This is a genomic window from Metabacillus litoralis, assembly GCF_020524045.1.
GTDB classification, from domain to species: Bacteria; Bacillota; Bacilli; order Bacillales; family Bacillaceae; genus Metabacillus; species Metabacillus litoralis_C.
The window spans coordinates 227797-246944 of the sequence record NZ_JAIVKL010000005.1 but is presented as its reverse complement, the minus strand read 5'-3'; the positions used below and the strand labels follow the sequence as shown (position 1 = coordinate 246944).

General features: G+C 32.2%; 19 protein-coding genes. 6 read left to right on the top strand and 13 right to left on the bottom strand.

Features of this window, described 5'->3' with window-relative positions:
* Positions 1-40: 40 nt before the first annotated feature.
* The 4 genes from LC076_RS09595 to LC076_RS09580 all read right to left on the bottom strand — a co-directional run bounded on the left by LC076_RS09595 (position 41) and on the right by LC076_RS09580 (position 4420).
* Complete coding sequence (locus tag LC076_RS09595) at positions 41-313, bottom strand: YokU family protein (protein ID WP_226668039.1); 273 nt, start codon at positions 311-313, stop codon at positions 41-43.
* 189 nt (positions 314-502) lie between these two features.
* Positions 503-1897 carry a lysine 2,3-aminomutase gene (ablA, locus tag LC076_RS09590; protein WP_226668550.1) on the bottom strand — a complete coding sequence of 465 codons (1395 nt, stop codon included), beginning with the start codon at positions 1895-1897 and terminating at the stop codon, positions 503-505.
* A 285-nt stretch (positions 1898-2182) separates the two neighbouring features.
* Positions 2183-3037, bottom strand: coding sequence for a putative beta-lysine N-acetyltransferase (gene ablB, locus LC076_RS09585; RefSeq protein ID WP_226668548.1), 855 nt, complete (start codon positions 3035-3037; stop codon positions 2183-2185).
* Positions 3038-3052: 15 nt separating this feature from the next.
* Positions 3053-4420, bottom strand: coding sequence for a sigma-54 interaction domain-containing protein (locus LC076_RS09580; RefSeq protein ID WP_226668546.1), 1368 nt, complete (start codon positions 4418-4420; stop codon positions 3053-3055).
* Between the two features lie 132 nt (positions 4421-4552).
* Between LC076_RS09580 and LC076_RS09575 the strand changes: the two genes are divergently transcribed.
* Together LC076_RS09575 and gvpU are read left to right on the top strand one after the other, a co-directional pair.
* On the top strand, positions 4553-5113 hold the full coding sequence (locus LC076_RS09575) for a DUF6434 domain-containing protein (RefSeq protein ID WP_226668037.1): 561 nt from the start codon (positions 4553-4555) through the stop codon (positions 5111-5113).
* A gap of 344 nt (positions 5114-5457) precedes the next feature.
* Entirely contained in the window at positions 5458-5883 is a 426-nt protein-coding gene (gvpU, locus tag LC076_RS09570; protein WP_226668035.1) for a gas vesicle accessory protein GvpU, read from the top strand.
* A gap of 224 nt (positions 5884-6107) precedes the next feature.
* On the opposite strand, the gene LC076_RS09565 is transcribed toward gvpU, so the two are convergent.
* Entirely contained in the window at positions 6108-7106 is a 999-nt protein-coding gene (locus LC076_RS09565; protein ID WP_226668033.1) for a Gfo/Idh/MocA family protein, read from the bottom strand.
* Positions 7107-7152: 46 nt separating this feature from the next.
* Entirely contained in the window at positions 7153-8328 is a 1176-nt protein-coding gene (locus tag LC076_RS09560; RefSeq protein WP_226668031.1) for an MFS transporter, read from the bottom strand.
* Positions 8329-9203: 875 nt separating this feature from the next.
* Between LC076_RS09560 and LC076_RS09555 the strand changes: the two genes are divergently transcribed.
* Positions 9204-9500, top strand: a complete 297-nt coding sequence (locus LC076_RS09555; RefSeq protein ID WP_226668029.1) for an antibiotic biosynthesis monooxygenase family protein — start codon at positions 9204-9206, stop codon at positions 9498-9500.
* 119 nt (positions 9501-9619) lie between these two features.
* On the opposite strand, the gene LC076_RS09550 is transcribed toward LC076_RS09555, so the two are convergent.
* The 3 genes from LC076_RS09550 to cspD all read right to left on the bottom strand — a co-directional run bounded on the left by LC076_RS09550 (position 9620) and on the right by cspD (position 11161).
* Positions 9620-10228 (bottom strand): TraR/DksA C4-type zinc finger protein, encoded by a 609-nt coding sequence (locus LC076_RS09550; RefSeq protein WP_226668027.1) that lies wholly within the window; start codon positions 10226-10228, stop codon positions 9620-9622.
* Positions 10229-10348: 120 nt separating this feature from the next.
* Entirely contained in the window at positions 10349-10750 is a 402-nt protein-coding gene (locus LC076_RS09545) for a hypothetical protein (protein WP_226668025.1), read from the bottom strand.
* A gap of 210 nt (positions 10751-10960) precedes the next feature.
* The gene (gene cspD / locus LC076_RS09540) at positions 10961-11161 is read right to left on the bottom strand and encodes a cold-shock protein CspD (protein WP_146948576.1); all 201 of its coding nucleotides are present in this window, start codon (positions 11159-11161) and stop codon (positions 10961-10963) included.
* A 237-nt stretch (positions 11162-11398) separates the two neighbouring features.
* Between cspD and LC076_RS09535 the strand changes: the two genes are divergently transcribed.
* The 3 genes from LC076_RS09535 (at position 11399) to LC076_RS09525 (ending at position 14224) form a co-directional block, all read left to right on the top strand.
* Positions 11399-12190: an HAD family hydrolase gene (locus LC076_RS09535; protein WP_226668024.1), complete on the top strand. Its 792-nt coding sequence runs from the start codon at positions 11399-11401 to the stop codon at positions 12188-12190.
* Between the two features lie 25 nt (positions 12191-12215).
* Positions 12216-12635: a DUF1801 domain-containing protein gene (locus tag LC076_RS09530; RefSeq protein ID WP_226668022.1), complete on the top strand. Its 420-nt coding sequence runs from the start codon at positions 12216-12218 to the stop codon at positions 12633-12635.
* A 425-nt stretch (positions 12636-13060) separates the two neighbouring features.
* Positions 13061-14224, top strand: coding sequence for an MFS transporter (locus tag LC076_RS09525; RefSeq protein WP_226668021.1), 1164 nt, complete (start codon positions 13061-13063; stop codon positions 14222-14224).
* Between the two features lie 72 nt (positions 14225-14296).
* On the opposite strand, the gene LC076_RS09520 is transcribed toward LC076_RS09525, so the two are convergent.
* The 4 genes from LC076_RS09520 to LC076_RS24140 form a co-directional block, all read right to left on the bottom strand.
* Positions 14297-15529 carry a PucR family transcriptional regulator gene (locus tag LC076_RS09520; protein WP_226668019.1) on the bottom strand — a complete coding sequence of 411 codons (1233 nt, stop codon included), beginning with the start codon at positions 15527-15529 and terminating at the stop codon, positions 14297-14299.
* Between the two features lie 319 nt (positions 15530-15848).
* Positions 15849-17336: a flotillin family protein gene (locus LC076_RS09515; protein ID WP_226668016.1), complete on the bottom strand. Its 1488-nt coding sequence runs from the start codon at positions 17334-17336 to the stop codon at positions 15849-15851.
* 261 nt (positions 17337-17597) lie between these two features.
* Positions 17598-18569 (bottom strand): S8 family peptidase, encoded by a 972-nt coding sequence (locus tag LC076_RS09510; RefSeq protein WP_226668014.1) that lies wholly within the window; start codon positions 18567-18569, stop codon positions 17598-17600.
* Between the two features lie 142 nt (positions 18570-18711).
* Positions 18712-18840, bottom strand: coding sequence for a hypothetical protein (locus tag LC076_RS24140; RefSeq protein ID WP_264191486.1), 129 nt, complete (start codon positions 18838-18840; stop codon positions 18712-18714).
* Between the last annotated feature and the right edge of the window lie 308 nt (positions 18841-19148).

The following is a 19148-nucleotide window of genomic DNA, read 5'->3' as shown; positions in this document are numbered from 1 at the left end:
GCTACAGAAAACTATCCTTAGCACAAAGCAAAAATACACATTAAAATTTAAAATAATTTCTTTTTAATAATCTTGGCTGACTCATAAGAGATTCATATGAAATGACTTTATCAATCTTAGAAGTATCAATTAAATAAAGCTGGTCTTCAAGCTCTTCAATCATTTCTTCTGTTTGATACTGCATTCCACATACTAAGCAGCTTTTTGCAGGAGTTTCCTTAATTTCAATGGCACGAGTACCATCAGGAAGCTCCCAATAAACTGTATTCGTCATTTCTGTTAGATTTGATTCTCCACACCACTCGCATTCCATTTCATTGTCTCCTCTCTTATTTAGAAAAGTTAAAGTACATTGTTCAACCACAAGCAATAAGACAATTTGAAATAGAAGAAGTACTTTCCCTTCAATTCTAAATTGGCTTTTTAGTCTAGGAAAAAGAGTATTACTTCCCACTTGGGGCTATAACTGTTGAGAAATTTATACTATTTTGCATCTAAGAAATTATTCTTTGTTCTGCTTTTTTAATTGAGCTTGATATTTCTTTTCCTTCAACTCATCTCGCTTTTCTCGTTTTTCTTTTAGGCTAGAGTATGTTGAGCTTTCCTGAAAACTTTGTCTGCGATCATACCTTTGAAGTGAATTTGGGAGTAGATTTAATTTTTCATCATTTAATAATGAACTGATACCAGTTTGTGATAAACTCATATCATGATTTTGATAAATTTGTTGGAAATATTCATCACCACGACCTGAAACATAATTTTCTGGTTCTGGATATGTTGTGATAACACCTTCAAAATTGCGGAGAACTGTTTTTGTCGGACTTTGAGAAATTAGGTAATTTGGTTGTAGAGTGATTTTTCCTCCGCCACCAGGAGCATCAACAACAAATGTAGGGACCGCATATCCACTCGTATGTCCTCTTAATCCTTCAATTATTTCTAATCCTTTTGAAATTGGTGCTCTAAAATGACCGATTCCTTCAGATAAATCACATTGATAGATATAGTAAGGACGAACACGAATTTTCACTAAATCATGCATAAGCTTTTTCATTATCGCAACACTATCGTTGATACCAGCCAATATCACAGCTTGATTTCCTACAGGAACCCCTGCATCGACAAGCATTTCACAAGCACGTTTTGATTCTTCTGTTATTTCTATTGACGTATTAAAATGAGTATTTAACCAGACTGGATGATACTTTTTCAAAATATTGCATAGATTTTCTGTTATTCGTTGAGGAAAAACAACTGGGGCTCTTGTTCCAATTCTGATAATTTCCACATGTGGAATGTCTCGTAAATTCTTTAAAATATATTCAAGAATATTGTCATTAATTAATAAACCATCACCACCTGAAAGTAGAACATCACGTACCTCTGGAGTACTTCTAATATATTCGATGGCTCCATCCAATTGTTTTTTCGGAACACCCATTCCAATTTGACCCGAGAAACGTCGGCGGGTACAATATCGGCAATACATAGAGCATTGGTTTGTTACAAGGAATAAAACGCGATCAGGATAACGATGTGTTAATCCTGCAACAGGAGAGTCTTCATCCTCCTCTAGAGGATCTTCTAAATCATATTTTGTTTTATGAATCTCTTCACCTATAGGGACAGATTGCATTCGAATCGGACATCTTGTATCATCTGGATTCATTAATGCTGCATAGTATGGAGTAATGTTAAGTGGGATTGTTTTTGTGGAGATTCGAACTCCCTCCTCTTCTTCTGGTGTTAAATTTATCACCTTTTTTAAATCATCAAGAGTTCGAATGGTATTTGTTAATTGCCAGATCCAATCGTTCCATTTTTCTGTTGATACATCTTTCCATAATTCAATTTCTTTCCAATGTCGATTTGGTTTATATAAATCTTGCCACATCATGAATTCCCCCTTAATTTTTGTTATCACTTTATATCTAGCAAGATTCATGCCAATTATAAAAGGGGGAGAGATAAATCATTAATTAAGCTGAATGTTCTTCAATTGATCCTCAAATAGTTTTTTCTCGTTTAAATAAATTGAGAAAATAAAAAATAATTGCCAAATATCAGGCACAATTACATAAATCACCTTGCTCACTTTTCGGCAGTTACAAATTATCGGCATATCATCAACTCAAAAACCTAAAAATAAAAATACCTTAAATTGAAAAAATGACTAAAATCACTTCAACGAAAGATTTTTCACCCAAACGTTCATATTTTCTAATTTATTAAAGATATAACAGTTGTTTGTTAGTCTTCCATTATAGATATAACCTAGTTGATAAAAGGCAGCATTCATACCATAAGATAATGCTCTTGCGATAGAGTATACATGAAAAATACCCTTACTTTTTAAATCTCCCTCTAAATAAACAAGTAGTTTTTTCATTAGTCCATATTTTCTATGTTCAGGTAATGTAGCACAATCGGTAAGCTCTGCGTTATGGTATGTTTCATTTATCTCAGCTGATGCTGCACTTACAAGCTGATTGTTTTCTTCAACAACATAAAAAATAGTTCCGCTATCAATCATTTTTTTTACATATTGAGGATCATTCATAGGAGTTGGGTAAACAGCAAATACCTGTTTGTAAAGTTTTGCAAGGTTAACTGAATCTTCAGTTATCGCTTGTCTAAAGAAGTAATTTTGATTTGGTGTAGTTTTATCTGTTTTTTTTGGATTTGTTAAAATACTATTGATAATCTCATTTTCTTCAAGCCAATAATCACACTTCCTTCTACTATTCTCTCTATAGCTAGTCATAATAAAATTATCTGTGCCATTAAAAAAACCATTTATTATTGCTTCTAACTCAAATCCTTTTGTAAGTAAATTCCTCCAATGCTCAGGACGACAATAAAAGATCACCTTAGTAAAATGACCGATTTTAGATAACTCATCTATCTTCTGTACAATCATTGTCATATTTCCCCGGTAATGATCGATTCGAATTCGTTCATTAAAATAATCAAGAACCACTTCAAGGTAATAATACTCCGTATTTATTACTCTCGTTTCAGGAGTTTGTTTCATCACCAATCCCCCTCCTTAAAAATCTGTATTTACATGATATTTTTTTATTTTATACTGAAGCGTTTGTCTAGGGAGTCCTAATATTAATGACGCTTTTTGCACATTCCCTTTTGATACACTTAAAGCTTCTATTATTAAATTCTTTTCTGTTTGTTCTATTATTAATTTAAAAGGCTTTACACTTTTCTTCTCCACTTCTTTTTGTCTGTTCATATTTGTCGGAAGATGATGCAATTTTATTTCATCTTCTTCTTCGATCATATTCATTGCATATTCAATCGTATGTTCAAGTTCCCGTATATTTCCAGGCCACTCAAGTATTTTTAGCTGTGCAATCACTTGAGGATTTATTTTTATAATTAATTTACTAAATTGATAATTATATTTTTGTATAAAGTGATGCGCTAGAATGACAATATCTTCTTTCCTTTCTCTCAATGGTGGTAGTTCAATAAAAAAGACATTCAACCGATAATACAAATCTGATCGAAGAATCTTTTTTTCCAAACATACTAAAGGATGTTCATTCATAGCTACAATGACTCTAACATCGACCATATAAGACTCAATTCCCCCGACCCTTCGAATCACTCCATCCTCAAGCACCCTTAATAACTTCGACTGGAATTCCAAAGGCATCGTGTGAATTTCATCAAGGAATAATGTTCCACCATGAGCTAGTTCAAATAAACCTGCTCGATCAACAGCACCTGTAAAACTTCCTTTTTTTGTTCCAAACAAAATGCTCTCAAGTAATGATTCTGGTAATGATGAACAATTTTGTGCAATAAATGGACCCTTTTTACGGGATGAGCTATTATGGATAGCTTGAACGAGAAGTTCCTTTCCAGTTCCTGTCTCACCATACACCATAACAGGTGAAGAACTTTTTGCCGCTTTTCTGCCAAGTTCCTTTACTTTAGTCATCTTTTCATTAACTGATATGATGTCATCCCAGTTATATTTGGCTCCTAATATTGAAGTAGGTTTTGCTTTTTGACTGTTGACCTTTTCTTGAAGCTCTAACAACTTTTGCGATAATTCTTTAATTTTCGTTAAATCCTTTGCAATTTCTACAGCACCAACAATTCTATCACCTACGATAATCGGTAAAGTTGTATTTACTGTATCAATAAACTGTCCATTTGTATTTTTATAGGTTTGTGCTTGTTGATAAATTGGTTTTCCTATTTCAATCACTTTTAAAAGAGTACTTGTTTGCTTATTCAATGACGGAAAAACATCAAGTACATGCTTACCTAATACTTCTTCAATGACCATTCCATCATGCTTTGCTGCAACACTATTATAAAATATTGTAATTCCCTCTGAGTTAACTGCATGAATGGCTTCGTCAATACTACCTAAAATCGCTTCTAACATTTGTTTTGTTTCAAAACTTTTTAATATCAATTAATAACCCCTCTCATTATTAAATACACAAACAAATTTACATATATGGATTTTTATGGTTTAATATATAAGAACAAACGTTCCGTATAGGAGGTGTATTATGTGAGACCTTTACTATCAAGTAAAATGACGATTACTGAATTCCAAAATTATTATTGGTTAAAAAAAGAGCTTCATCATTTTTGTAAGGAGAATGCTTTAGCAACAAGTGGCTCTAAGCTTGAATTAACAAAACGAATAGAATTATTTCTATTAACAGGCAATAAAGAAATACCTATAAAAAAGAAAAAGTCACCTCAAAAAAAGCAACTAGAAGAACTAGGACTTGATACTGTTATTTCTAGCAATGTTACATTTAGCCAGAATGTTAGATTTTTCTTTAAATCCGTCATACCGAATTTTCATTTTTCTACATATATACAGAATTACATGAAAGAAAATGTAGGGAAAACATATCGAGATGTTGTACATGCTTGGTATGAAGAAGAAAAACGTAAGAAAGATCCTAATTACAAACGTGAAATTGCTCCTCAGTTTGAATATAATCAGTTTACTCGTGATTTTTTTAATGATCCAGCTAACAAAGGAAAGTCTAGGGAAGACGCTATAAATGCGTGGAACACGATTAAATCTCTTCCTGGAGAAAATAAGTATTGTCGATAAGAAAAGAACAAGATGCCTAGTATTTGATGATAATCACCAAACAACAGACAGGATAACTTGCCTTCTGAATAGAACGACTTATGAGCTCAAACCGATAGACTGTTGCTAAAGAAAGACGTTACTTACTCATATTCATACGTTCTTACCTTTTCTAAATGAATTTTTGAGCTATTCTCTTTCATTATATTCAGGTAATTGAGTTTGAAGAATTTATCTTGAAAATTAATCATTTCAATTTTTCAATTACGTAAGCAAAAAATTCTATATAATATTACACCTCATTTATGAACTTACAATTTAAGGGCATGATAAAAATACTTAAATAATTGAGAGGTGTAATTCTTATGGCTAAAAAAAATAAAGAGCAAGATCAACAAAGTACAGATGATGCAATTATATTAATGTTTTTAGATTTGGTTGAAAAGGATGGTATAGAATTAGATTTAACACTTAGTATTAACGGTGTGGTCGTATCAGGAACTTTAATAAGTGCAACTACCTATTATGAAGGAGTAACTGAAGCATCAAAAGAACTTCACGATGGTACGATGTCTAAAATCATCGCAAAAAAATTCAGTGATTTAAAAGAAGAGTATGCTAAACAAAAGGAAGAAGAAGAAGAATCAGAAAGTTCACCACTTACTTTTATTCACTTAAAAAACGCTACCTATTTAAACAATGGAATTCAATTACCTCCTAATCATCATGGTACATGGTGGCGAGGCAGAATTGCTTCAATAGACGGATTCTCAGTTAATGACCTGAAGTAGTAAGAAAAAGCAACACGTTTAGTCTAAAGCCCTAGGAAAATGAGTAGGAATAGAAGACGTTCTATTTGAATAGACTCAAGAACCAATGAGCCTAGAGTTAGACACCAATACTAAGTACTAATTCATCTACTTTTTTACAATAAAAATAAGTAGCGATAAAGAAAATCGCTACTTATTTTTTACTTGTTTTCTTAATAATTCCAAATAATTGGTAGAAACACTTCTTAATTAATGAAAACCTTACTATTTTCCTTTGCAGACTTTAAACAAGCATCTAAAACTCTCATGTTTAAAATAGCGTCCTCTACCTCAAATGCTAAAAGTGTTTTTTCTCGCACACTTTTGGCAAAGTCATCAAGTTGAAGTGTATATTGATTTACAGGTTGAAAATGTTCTAGTCTTTTTTCCCCTTTAATTGTTACGAAAAAGCTAGATTTTTCTTCTGGTGAACATTCAAAAGATGATGGAACATCAATCGTTCCTTCTGTTCCGACAATTTGCAATGTGTTTTGGTATTCAGCCCACATTCCACACATAAATGTAACTCCTATAGAATCTGGAAATTCTAATAATCCTGATGCCATCATATCCACATTACCATGTTCCTCTGAGAAAAAACCTTGGACAGTCGCAGCTTTTGGTTCTTTTTCAAGTATGAGTCTTGCAGAATTTATAATATAGCAACCAATATCGTACAAAGAACCTCCACCCCAATCGGAGCGATATCTTATATTCCCTTTGTCTTTAGCATTATTAAAAGTGAATGTTCCATGTAATGCTCTAATTGTACCCAGTTCCCCTGACTTCACAATCTCTTTTATTCGATCATAACGTGGATGGTGACGGTACATGAAAGCTTCACCTAGTAATACATCTCTTTCGCGAAAATAATCAGCTAATTCCTTTGATTCCTCTTCATTCAATGCAATAGGTTTTTCACAAAGCACATGTTTTCCAGCTGCAGCTGCTTTCATTGACCATTCTTTATGTAAATGATTTGGAAGTGGTATATAAACAGCATCAATTTCAGGATCTTGTAGTAATTCTTCATAACTTCCATATGCAAAAGGTATGTTGTGTGTAGCTGCTGTTTCTTTTGCCTTTTCGATTCTCCTGCTTGATATCGCTCTCAATTCATTATTCTCAGATTGACTAATTGCAGGTATGAATGCACGAAAAACAATTTCAGCACAACCGAGTATGCCCCAAGTAATTTTTTTCAAAAGTGTTTCCTCCTCATTATTTATGGATAAAAGGGGGAATCCCCGCTTATCCTGCTTCATTTAATTTTTTTATTTCTGTTTTTTTCTCCTTTAAGTAAAATAAGATAAATCCTATAAACCCTAAGAAAGAAGAAGCTGCTAGCAGTAAATATAGAAGTTTACCACCGTGATTTTCAAAGATAATGCCTCCAATTGAAGAACCAATTATCCCTGTAATTCCAAAGGTAATTCCTACAAATACCATATGGCCTGTTGCTTGCAATTCCTCTGGAATGACTTTATATAAATATTCTAGAGCTCCTAAAAATACAATAGCAAAACAGATTCCGTGTAAAATCTGTATCATTAACAGCATTGTTGGATCTTGTGCGAATGCTGTTAAAACCCATCTTATACAATAGAGAAATGAGGCTATGATTATATAAAATATTGGGCTTGAAGCTCTGAACCATTTTGCACTTAAGAAAAACAATAATGCTTCACTTGAAACGCCGATAAACCAAATCCACCCAACTAGCATTTCGTTCCCGCCAATTTCAAACAAATATAAACTAATAAACGAATCACTCGTTCGGTGTGTTAACAAAACAAGGGCTGTAAGAAAAAAGAAAACGAGTAAAGTTGGGTCTTTAAAGAAAACACCAATATCCTTATAATTTACTTTTTTAGTACCTGCCTTTGTGTCAGATAAAAGTAATGCCAAAAAGCAAGCGATAACTGCAAAAACTGTAATAGGTATCACTAAAAATCCTATTCCAAATTCAGTAAGTAAGAAACCACTTAATAACGATACTAAGGCAAACCCAATAGATCCCCACATTCTAATTGAACCAAATGTAACAGAATGGATCTGTGATTGTCTTTTTGCAAGATTGTCAGCTAATGGATGTACTGGTGAGAAAAAGAAAAAGAAAAAGATCCCTGCTATAATAATCCAAATAAATGAATCGATCTGAAAAATCCATATCACACTCAGAAAAAAACCAAGCAAACATGCAAATAAAACCTTTTTGACAGTTTTATATTTATCACTTGCATATCCCCATAGTGGTTGAGCTATTAACCCTACAAAAGGTCCAATTGCTAAAAACCAACCTATTTGTGAGCTAGAAATTCCCTTATCTTGAAAATAAATCGGCAGAAAGCTAACAACCATTGATCCAATCGCACTGACAAAGAACATAAACATTCTTAACGATAGTAATTGATTTTGTATGATCATAAAATGTTCCTTTATTCTGTATTTGCAAGATGTAATAATTCCTTTAGTACTCCTACATTGAAACCATTGAAAAGGGCAAACAAGACAATTTGTAGATGCCTTGACTCAGAAAGATAGTACAAATACTTATACCTTTTTAAATTTTTAGCTCTGTTAAACTTTGTTGTTGATTTCCGTTGTAGGCATTCGCTTTCCCGGGAAAAAATGCAGTTCGTTTTTTCCTAGGGGAAGAATAATGAAAAAGCCCAATTACCGGCTTTTTCAAAGATCAATTCTTCCTAGGTCTGGGAGCCTCCTCGGCGCAAGCGCCTGTGGTCTCCCTTCGACACGCTTTTCTAAGCAGGAGTCTCATGCCTTTCACTCCAATCAACAAAGTGCTAAAAATCAACATTAAGCTTTAACATAGCAAACTTTTTAAAAACGGCTTTTGTTATTTTAGTTATTATCTTGTTATTTTATTATAAAACATTAAATCAAAGATTGTAAGTTTTTTAGTTAACTTTATGACAAAAAACAGAAAAGTAGTCTTTAATAATAATTTCGCGATCTACTATCGGAGGATGAAATATTTAAATTAAAAACTTACCCTGAATTTTTTTTTTAGAACTTCCAAATCATGTTTTCACTTTATTAACGAGATTGATTTCACTTTTATCTTATCTAGAATTATCGTTCCCCACCTGCTAACTTTCTGAAGCTACAATAGATAACAAATAAACAGGAGATTTATTTTACTTATTGAATAGTAAAGAGAATACTATTTTAGAGAAAATGATGTTTACTAGTTTCTACTGAAAAAATAACTCTTTGTTTTAGTCGAACATCAAGAACTTGATCTACCATTATTTAAAAATGAATTACTGGAGAGTGATTTTATGATTTTAGAAGCTGTTATGCTTCATGTGAAAACAGGCTTGGAAAAAGAATATGAAGTAGCATTTCGTCAAGCATCAACAATTATTCGATCAATGAAAGGATATCATTCTCATGAGCTACAAAAATGCATAGAAGTAGAAGGCAAATATCTTCTGCTAGTAACGTGGGAAACACTTGAAGATCACACTGAGGGATTTAGATCATCTCCACAATATTTAGAATGGAAAAAGCTATTACATCATTTTTATGAACCATTCCCTACTGTTGAGCATTTTCAAAAGGTTGACCTTAATTAGAAAACGCGGTTTAAGAGGGCCGTCTTATTTGCCATATGCAAAAAAATTCTTACTTATAAAAAACCACTTTAGTATATTTCTTTCACTAAAGTGGTCACTTATTGTAAGTAAGTGAAAATCTATTTTTTATTATGGAAAACTTTTGTTTTTTTTCCCTTCATATCATTTCCAATATATCGTTCAAAGTCTTCGGTGAATCCTTCTTTGTCTAATTTGTCCTGATAATCTTCTTCATCACCAGCATAATCTGATGGTGTCTCACTTGTCCCATATTTAGCTACTTCAGCAAAGCTGTCTTCATAATCATTTATTTCCGTACTTCTTCTATTATTATTGAAAGATGGATCGATTACTTCCTCCTCAACCGGACGGAATGGTTGTGTGTTGTTCTGATTTGTATGATTGATACAGTATAATGATGTTGGCACAGCTTCTAATCGTTCGAATGTAATAGATTTTCCACATTCTTTACAATATCCATATGTGCCCTCACTCATTGCTTGCAATGCATTTTCAATCTTATTTATCTCCTCTTTAACATGATCACTAATGGCCATATCCGCTTCCTTTTCATACAACTCAGAAGCCGTATCTGCCGGATGATTATCATAATTAGATAACTCTCCAGATGATTGAGTTTCATTTGTGTGATGAAATGAGGATTTTAGTTTTTGTTTTTCTTCTTTTAAGGTATTTTTCAATAAATTTTTTTGTTCTGAAGAAATCATTTTATAACACTCCTAAATCGCTTGATTATTGTGTTATTGTTCAATTCCCTCATAAAAAAATTTAAAACAAAAAACCTACTCATTGTAGGTTTTTTGTTCCAACTTTTGTTCATGTATGGTTTATTCTTTTTCTTTTTCTTTTAAATAACTTAAATAATTTGTTTTATCTTCAAGCTCTCTTTCAAGATAGCCTATGTACGCAAAAAGCAAATTCATATCATTAGTTAAAACACTATCTTCTGACAAATATTTTTGCTTTATTTTTTTGACTTCTTTTTTAACAATCCATCTTTCCGTTTGAGCTTGATCATCTTGTTCCAATATATCAAAGCTTTTTACTTTATTTGTAGGAATGAGTTCAATCCCCATAAATCTTTTAGTAGGATTTCCTGAATTAATATTAATGCAATAAACAAACTTTTCATCTTCTAGTTCTGCTAGTACATCTGGATGAATATTTATTTTCTTTGGAATCACATCTTGATCCACAATAAATGCTTTTAATTGATCAACAACCTTCATACTATTACCTCCTTTTTTACATGCATTTCAAAAGAGATACATAGTACAACCTATTCTTATAAAGATTAAAAAAGTACAGAAAATAAAAAAGTCAAACAAAAACAAGAGTCTGACCCCCTGATACAAAAATAGCGTTAAACACTATGTATAATTGTAACTTTTTAGGGGTCAGACCCTTTGACTCATACTCTATATGGTTTTTGTCTGGTTTTATATTTTTTGAACGTTAGCAGCTTGTGGTCCTCTATTTCCTTCTTCAATATCGAAAGAAACTTCTTGACCTTCTTCTAAGCTTTTGTAACCTTCACCTTGAATTGAAGAGAAGTGAACAAATACATCATCTCCACCTTCAACTTCAATAAATCCAAAACCTTTTTCTGAGTTAAACCATTTTACTTTACCTTGTGCCATTAATCTTTTCCTCCTAAATCAATCAAACAATTTTGTTGCAATTTCGCTTATTATTATTACCTCTAGAAAAAAAAATAAACCTCTTTTTTTAAAAAATATTAAAAAATCCACAAAAAAGATTTCGTTCATCTAATTATGATAAAATAATGGTAATTAAAAAACTCTTTTGATAGGTTATCTAGTAGAGCATAGTATCACTTATCAAAAAGATTCCATAACAAGAACCAGGAGCTGAAAATGACAAATTACAAAATATTATTTTTAGACATTGATGGAACAATTTTAAAGCCTGATGACACGATTGAAGAAACAACAAAACAAGCAGTAATTGAAGCAAAAAATAAGGGAATAACTGTTTTTCTTGCTACAGGTCGCCCATTACACGAAATATCTGATATTGCAAAAGAGCTAAATATCCATTCTTATATTGGCTACAATGGTGCATACGCAATCCATGAAAATAAAGATATATTCAAAACACCAATGAGCAAATCAACCGTTGATTCTTTCGTAAACATTGCTAATAAAAAAGAACATGAGTTTGTTTTGTATACTCACGAAAAAAATATATTTTCTAACCTAGAAAACGAGGTTGTTAAAGAATTTATAGAAGCCTTCCATTTACATAAAAACAATCACTTTTCAGAAGAATTCCTTAACCAGATTCTTGGTATAACACTTATTAAATTAAAAGAAAATGAACAAAATTTATATGAAACAAAAGAGCCGTCTATTCACTTATCACAAGTGAATGTTGATGGTTTACGACACTGCTATGATGTTATACGTGATAATGTAAACAAAGGTATTGCTGTTCAACACATTCTTGAATTACTCAATATCCCTAAAGAAAATGCGATTGCTTTCGGTGATGGAATGAATGACAAAGAAATGTTAAGTGTTGTTGGCGAAGGATTTGCAATGGGCAATGCACATCCAGATCTATTTCAATATGCAAAACATAAAACAACATCTGTAAATGACTCTGGGATTTACAATGGCCTAAAAACACTCGGTATTATAAACTAATTTAAAAAGTTGGAGGTACTCACTTGTGTATGAATTAAAAACAAAACAGAACGATCATGATGTCATGGAATTCATTGAACAAGTAGAAAATCCAAAAAAACGTGAAGATGCATATAAATTGGTAGATATTTTCTCAGATACAACCGGCTATGAAGCAAAAATGTGGGGATCTAGCATTATTGGATTTGGACAATACCATTACAAATATAAAACAGGTCATGAAGGTGATGCGCCATTAGTTGGTTTTTCACCTCGCAAAGCGAAAATTAGTTTATATTTCGCAACAGGAGATACAGAACGTACTCAGTTACTCGAAAAATTCGGTAAACACACATCAGGTAAAGCTTGTGTTTACATTAATAAAATGTCAGATATTGATGTAGATGTATTAAAACAACTAATCATTCAATCTGTTCGCTTTTTACAAAAAACATATCCAGATTGATCAATTTATTGAATTTTTAGCTAAAAGAGGCATTGTGAACATTTACAATGCCTCTTCTTCTTTTCAAAATAACTTCATCTCTGTTTGATTTGTTAAAATTATAGAAAATTGTTCAACTTTGATAGATAATCGTTCAACTTCGACATATAATCGTTCATTTGATGAAACTACACTCAAACCAACAAATTAACCTGTTGAATTTTTTAGATAAGGTGGCTCTGTTTCACAAATTCACTAGAAACCGTTTTCCTTATCGCATCCATATTTCTATTGATTATCATTATTTTAGTCGGTATAATCAGGAAAGTGACCTCAAAACATTGATTAAGTCTCTTTTTTTTTGTGGTATTTAGGAAATCGTTTTCAATAAAATCATTTACTTTTATTCAGCAAATTAACTTTTGAAAGGCTTGTGACAAACATCTATGAAAACAACACCATTAAAATCATTTTTATTTTTTATCCAAGCAATTGGTTTTATATGTACTTCTTATTTACCAATCTATTTATTACATAAAGGTTACTCGGCAACTGAGGTTGGGATGCTACTAGCAATTGGACCATTTGCTTCTTTGATTTCTGAACCCATTGGGGGATACCTTAGCGACAAATTTAGAAGCATTAAAAAAGTATTGTTATTTTGTGTGGCAGGTATGCTTTTTTCAGGGTTTGTATTTTTTCAGCTCGATAGCTTCACAGCATTGGCTATATTAATTTATTGTTTATTCTTTTTCTTAGCTCCAACAGGAGGACTGAGTGATAGTTTATCTCAAAAAACAGCTATCAAAATGAATGTTACTTTTGGCAGTATTCGTATGTGGGGCTCATTAGGATATGGGATTTCAAGTATCACTATTGGTTATTTATTAAGTTATCTCGGTGTAGAAAATATTGTTATACCTTTTATGTTCTTCTGTTTTATTGTATTTATCATCTCAATTTTCTTAACTGACATAAAAGTAACAGATGGTTCTGAGAGTAAGGTCAATTTTAGAGATGCTTTTCATCTTTTAAAAAGCGTACCATTTACAGTCTTTTTAGTAATTGTTTTATTTATTACTTTAGGACATCGAGCAAATGATCTTTACCTAAGTGTGTTTATTCAAAAAGTTGGTGGAACGGAAACAACAATTGGTTGGGCGTTCTTTTGGGGAGTTACAACCGAAGTGCTGGTGTTTTTTACGAGTGGTTATTGGTACAGAAAATATAATGATCTAACGTTTATTATCTTTGCTGCAATATTATATGGGATTCGATTTATCGGTATGTCATTTGCTTCAAGTTCAGTTGAGTTAATTTTTTACCAATTGCTTCATGGAATTACATTTGGTGTATTTTTTACAGTAGCACTTTCTTATGTGACAAAAATTGTACCTGCACGCCTTCAATCAACTGGACATGTTTTATTGATTTCAGTATTCTTTGGTTACTCAGGTATGATAAGTGCATTAATAGGTGGTAAATTTATCGATACCTATAGTATTTTTTCATTATATTTATTTATTGGCTGCGCAGCAATATTTGGTGCAATACTTTTAATGATTTATAGTCATTTCGTAAAAGTAGAAAATAAAACGATTAGTGCTTAATACATGTAATAAAAGAAACAGGCATTGTTTATCACTCTGCCTGTTTTTTTATCGTTTGTAACGCCACATCAACTACAATTTTTTAGTTAACATCAAATCAAGATATAACTGACACTTTTGATTAAAATCAGAAAAATCAATTGAAGTTAATTCGGTTATTTGCTTCATTCTGTAATTCAGTGTGTTAAGATGGATAAACATTTGTTCAGCAGTAGGTTTTAGCTTACAGTTATTAACTAAATAATACTCTAGTGTTTTCACTAATTCTGTTTGACTTTCTCGATCCTTTGTCTGCAGGATTTGCAGGTTCTTGTTTTGGTAATTATTTTTTTTATTTTTCTCTTTAATCACATCCAAATAGCGAAAAATACCCATTTTATCATATTCGTAAGGTACGTTTTCCTGTGTTCCAATTTCTTCTGCAATAGTAACAACTTCCAATGCTTCATCATAGCTATGATGAAGTGAGGAAATTTGTCGATATTCATTTCCTACCCCTATATATATATTTGAATAACGTTTCTCGTCAAAGTTTGTTAATAAATTCTCGATAATTTGTAATGATGTTGCTACAGGTGAATATTTGAGTGAATAGCAGCCAACGATAATGACAATATTTGTTTGATTTATCAAAACATGACTTGTATTATCCTTTAAGTTTAAATAAGAACGAATCGTTTCTTTTAGTTCCTCTACAAGCTCTTCTTCAGCTTCAATTGCATTTACAACCATAATATTAAAGATTGAAGGTAATACAATATCTAACTGAGCAGCTTCCCATCTTAGCTCTTTTTCGTTTTTAATACTATTGGTAATAGCTCGTCTAAAAAAGTTCTCAATTTTTTCTGCTTTTTGCTGTTTGATTTTATTTTTCTTATGTATGATCTTTCCTACATGAAAAGATACTTTATACAAAAAATCCATTTCCTCATTCGTTAATTCGGCGTCAATCTCTTGAACCCAAATATAACCCATAATTGTATCCATGTATTTTGCACTAACAACTACACGTTTATTTAATCCTATATCACTCATTTCATTGATTCTAAAAGGCTTTTCTGTTGTTTTCAACGAATCAATAATACCAGTTTCTACAAACTTTTCGAAAATATTTAAAGGGCATTTCTTTGAGAAAATCGTTCTCTGATTCGCTAAATCAAAATGATCAACATAATAGGAATTATATGCTAAAAGAAAAAAGTGATCGCTCTCCAAAATCACTGGCTTTTTTAAACCGTTACTTACATAATCGATGATTTCATTAATATCTGATATTGATAAAATCCGTTCCAATAGCTCGTCCATACATCTAGCTCCTACATCGGTTATATTTACCATAATGATACTGTGCAAAAGTGAAAATGTATAGCTTGTTTGTTAGATAAAGTTACAGTGTATTCTATTTTTTTCAATAACGCATGACAAAAGAGGCTGAGACATAATGTAGTAATTAACAAAAATTCCGAACAAAGTAATAGCGAAGCGGAGTATATTTCAGGAGCGACGTAACTACACCTACACCCATTGTTCGGTTTCTATTTTGTTAAAATACTTATGTTCCAACCTCTTTATATGGTGAGTAAATCTATTATTAACTTGTTTATCTTGATCTATTGATCCTGAATCAATTTTCCATTTTCTTTTCTTCTGTATTTTCTGCTAGTAACTCATTCTCTTTTTTTGCTTCATTAACAGTAATGTGATTCGAAGTTTTATTTGTTCTGTCGGCATATGATTTTAACAAAGCTCCCATATCAATCCCTGTCATTTCCTTTAAAGGCTCTTGAATGTCTACCATTGTTTTTGTAATACTTTTTCCAAAGTTAGGTAATCCCTGACCATTACCAGAGTCGATAATTTTAACTGAATCAATATTATTAAGTGGTTGTGCAATCTTTTCTGCAAAAACAGGAAGCATTTCAATTAATTTTTCAGTGATAATAACATCTCCATGTTTCTCCATTGCTTCAGCTAAAAGCTTACGAGCTTCTGCCTCTGCCTTACCACGTTCACGGATAACATCTGCTTCTGCCGTTCCTTCTTCTCTGCGAATTTTTGCTTTTGCTTCCCCATCAATTTCAGCTTTACGCGCCTCTGCTTCTGCTTTTCGTGTTGTTTCATAATATTCAGCATCTGCTTTTGTTTTACGAACTTTTGTTTCTTCTTCCTCTAATTTAACCGCGCGCTCTCGCTCTAAGAATTTTAATGTTAATTCTTCTTCTTTTACCTCTTTTGATAATTTTGCTTTTTCTAATTCATAAGATTGTTCAGATTTTGCTCTAGCACGTTCGGTTTCTTCCTTGAATGCAGCATCTTTTATATCCTTTTCCTTCTTAGATTCTGCCACTGAAATTTGACGCTTATATTCTTCTTCTTTTGCTTCTTGATCAGTTTGTGCTCGGTGAATACGTGTTTCGCGTTCACTATTTGCTTCAGCAATTTCGGCTAATTTACGAACTTCAGCAATTCTTGGACGACCTAAGTTTTCTAAGTAACCGTTCTCTTCATCTGCGTCACGCAAATCAGTTAAACCTAAAGATGTAATTTTAAAACCCATTAAATCTAATTGCTTTTGTGCTACCTCTGATACATCATGATTAAACTTTTCTCGATCACTATTAATATCCTCAACTGTCATTTTAGAAAGAATAGCTCGAAGATTACTTCCTAGAACCTCAATAATTTCTGATTCAATTTCATCCTGCTCTTTTCCTAAAAACTGCTCAGCATAGTTTGCAATTCCATTTAAAGTATCTGCAACCTTTACCATTGCAACAGCATCTGCAACAATTGGAACACCACCATTAGTGTATACTCTAGGTGTTGAAAGCTTTAATTGAAATGACGTTAAATTGACTGGTGTTGAGGTTTGAAAACGTCTTAAGCGATAGCCTCCACCTCTAATAATTTTCATCGAACGTCCTTCAAGGTCAGTAAATATATTTGTTTCTTTTTCAGGATCTCCTAGCTTTGGACCTGTAATAATCAAAGCCTGGTTTGATCTTGCCGTACGATAACGAATTTTCACCCAGAAGAAATAACCTATTCCAGCAATAGCTCCGATAATTAATATTGGAATTAAAATCATAAAAAACCCAATAGTCGTTAACATTTAACCATCCTCCTAAATATGTATTGATTAAAGACTCTTTTCTGAAAAATTAAAACATGTAGTACGTTAAAAAGGAATCATAATAGCTATTAATTATCCACAATATGTAATACGAACAGGTCAATGGAAAGTTTCAAAATATTAAAAACTTATGAACGAAAAGAAAAAAGGTGCTTCTTCATTAAATTGAGAAGCACCTGTAATAAACGTTCTATTTGTATTTTAGCTAGTAGAAAATGAATCAAGTAGCTATCAAAAGTTTTATTTCGTAACAGTTAATTCTCCATCTTGATGGGACTTAGATGTAAAACCAATTGATAAATCTAATAATCCATTACCTTGATAACGTCTACTAAAATCTAATTCAACTGTTCTTTTAATCATTTGTGCATAGCTCTCAGTTTCTGTAAGAGAGCGTTCAAATTCTTGTTCACATTGTTGGATGATTAGAGCTGCTGCTGCAGAAATATGTGGTGTTGCCATTGAGGTTCCTGATAATACGGCAAATTCATTGTTAAGATATGTTGAGAGGATTTCTTCACCTGGTGCAACGAGATCAACTTCAGTATTCGTGTTACTGAATTTGGACATTTCCTTCTTTAAATTTACTGAACCCACTTGTACAACTTCTGGATAAGCACCTGGGTATGCATATTCATTAGTCTCATGATTTCCGTCTCCTTCATTACCTGCTGCACAAATCACTAGAATGTTACTCTTTACAGCTTCTTGAATTACTTTGTGAAGCTCTGGACTATCTTCACTGCTTCCAAGTGACATAGAGATGATTCGGATTTTTTCATCATTTGGACCACGCCAATTCATCGCATATCTAATACCTTCTATAACCCATTTAGTTTCTCCATATCCTTTTTCTGTTAACACCTTTACAACTAAGAGTTTCGCATTTGGTGCTACACCAACTACACCATTATCATTCTTGGTAGCACATATTGTTCCACACACATGTGTACCATGTCCATTGTAATCTTCAAAATTCGTTGGATCTCCTTGATCATCTGTCGTAAAATTTCTTCCATCAAAAATTTGTTCCTTTAATTCGATATGATTAGTTTCACAGCCAGTATCTAGAACAGCAATAACTATACCTTCACCTTTATATCCGTTATCCCATGAAGTTGGTGCATTAATTAATTGAATTCCAGGTGGGATTTCCTTTGTACTTTTAATAATCGTTTGTACAGTGTAAGGAATTAAATTAACATTGCTCATCATGATTCCTCCCTTAAAATATGATTAAAGACAATATTCCATAAAATCCTTTAGCACCTAAAAATTTCATCCTAAATAATTTAATATTAATCATTAATCTGTTATAATTTAACTGAAAAATTTTTTATTCCTTTCGCCTTCCTTATAGGAGGCGCTTTTTCTTTTTTTTCCGCTTTAAATCATCTAAATTTTTCATTCCTAGTGTGATGGAAGAGAACAATGTGGCAGCAGCAACTAACACTTTGAGAAGCAGCTCTAACCACTCCAACACTTTTAACACCCCCTTCTTAAGACAAAAATAGCCCTACACAGTGACAAATATGACTGGTAGAGCTAAGGTGTATGATAATGACTAAACTCCTAGGTACTAATAGAGGTTGTTTAAAAAGTTGATAAAAGTATTTCTGATCAACTTTAGCACAACATAATAAGGATAATTATGGAATATTTGTCACTATGATTGTACCACTTTTTATCTTGATAAACATCATGATTCTGAATTTTCGTACAATTATACTGGGTAAAATAAACTCAACTCTACCTAAATTCCTAGTCTTACTTTAGCTAAAAGATAAAAGG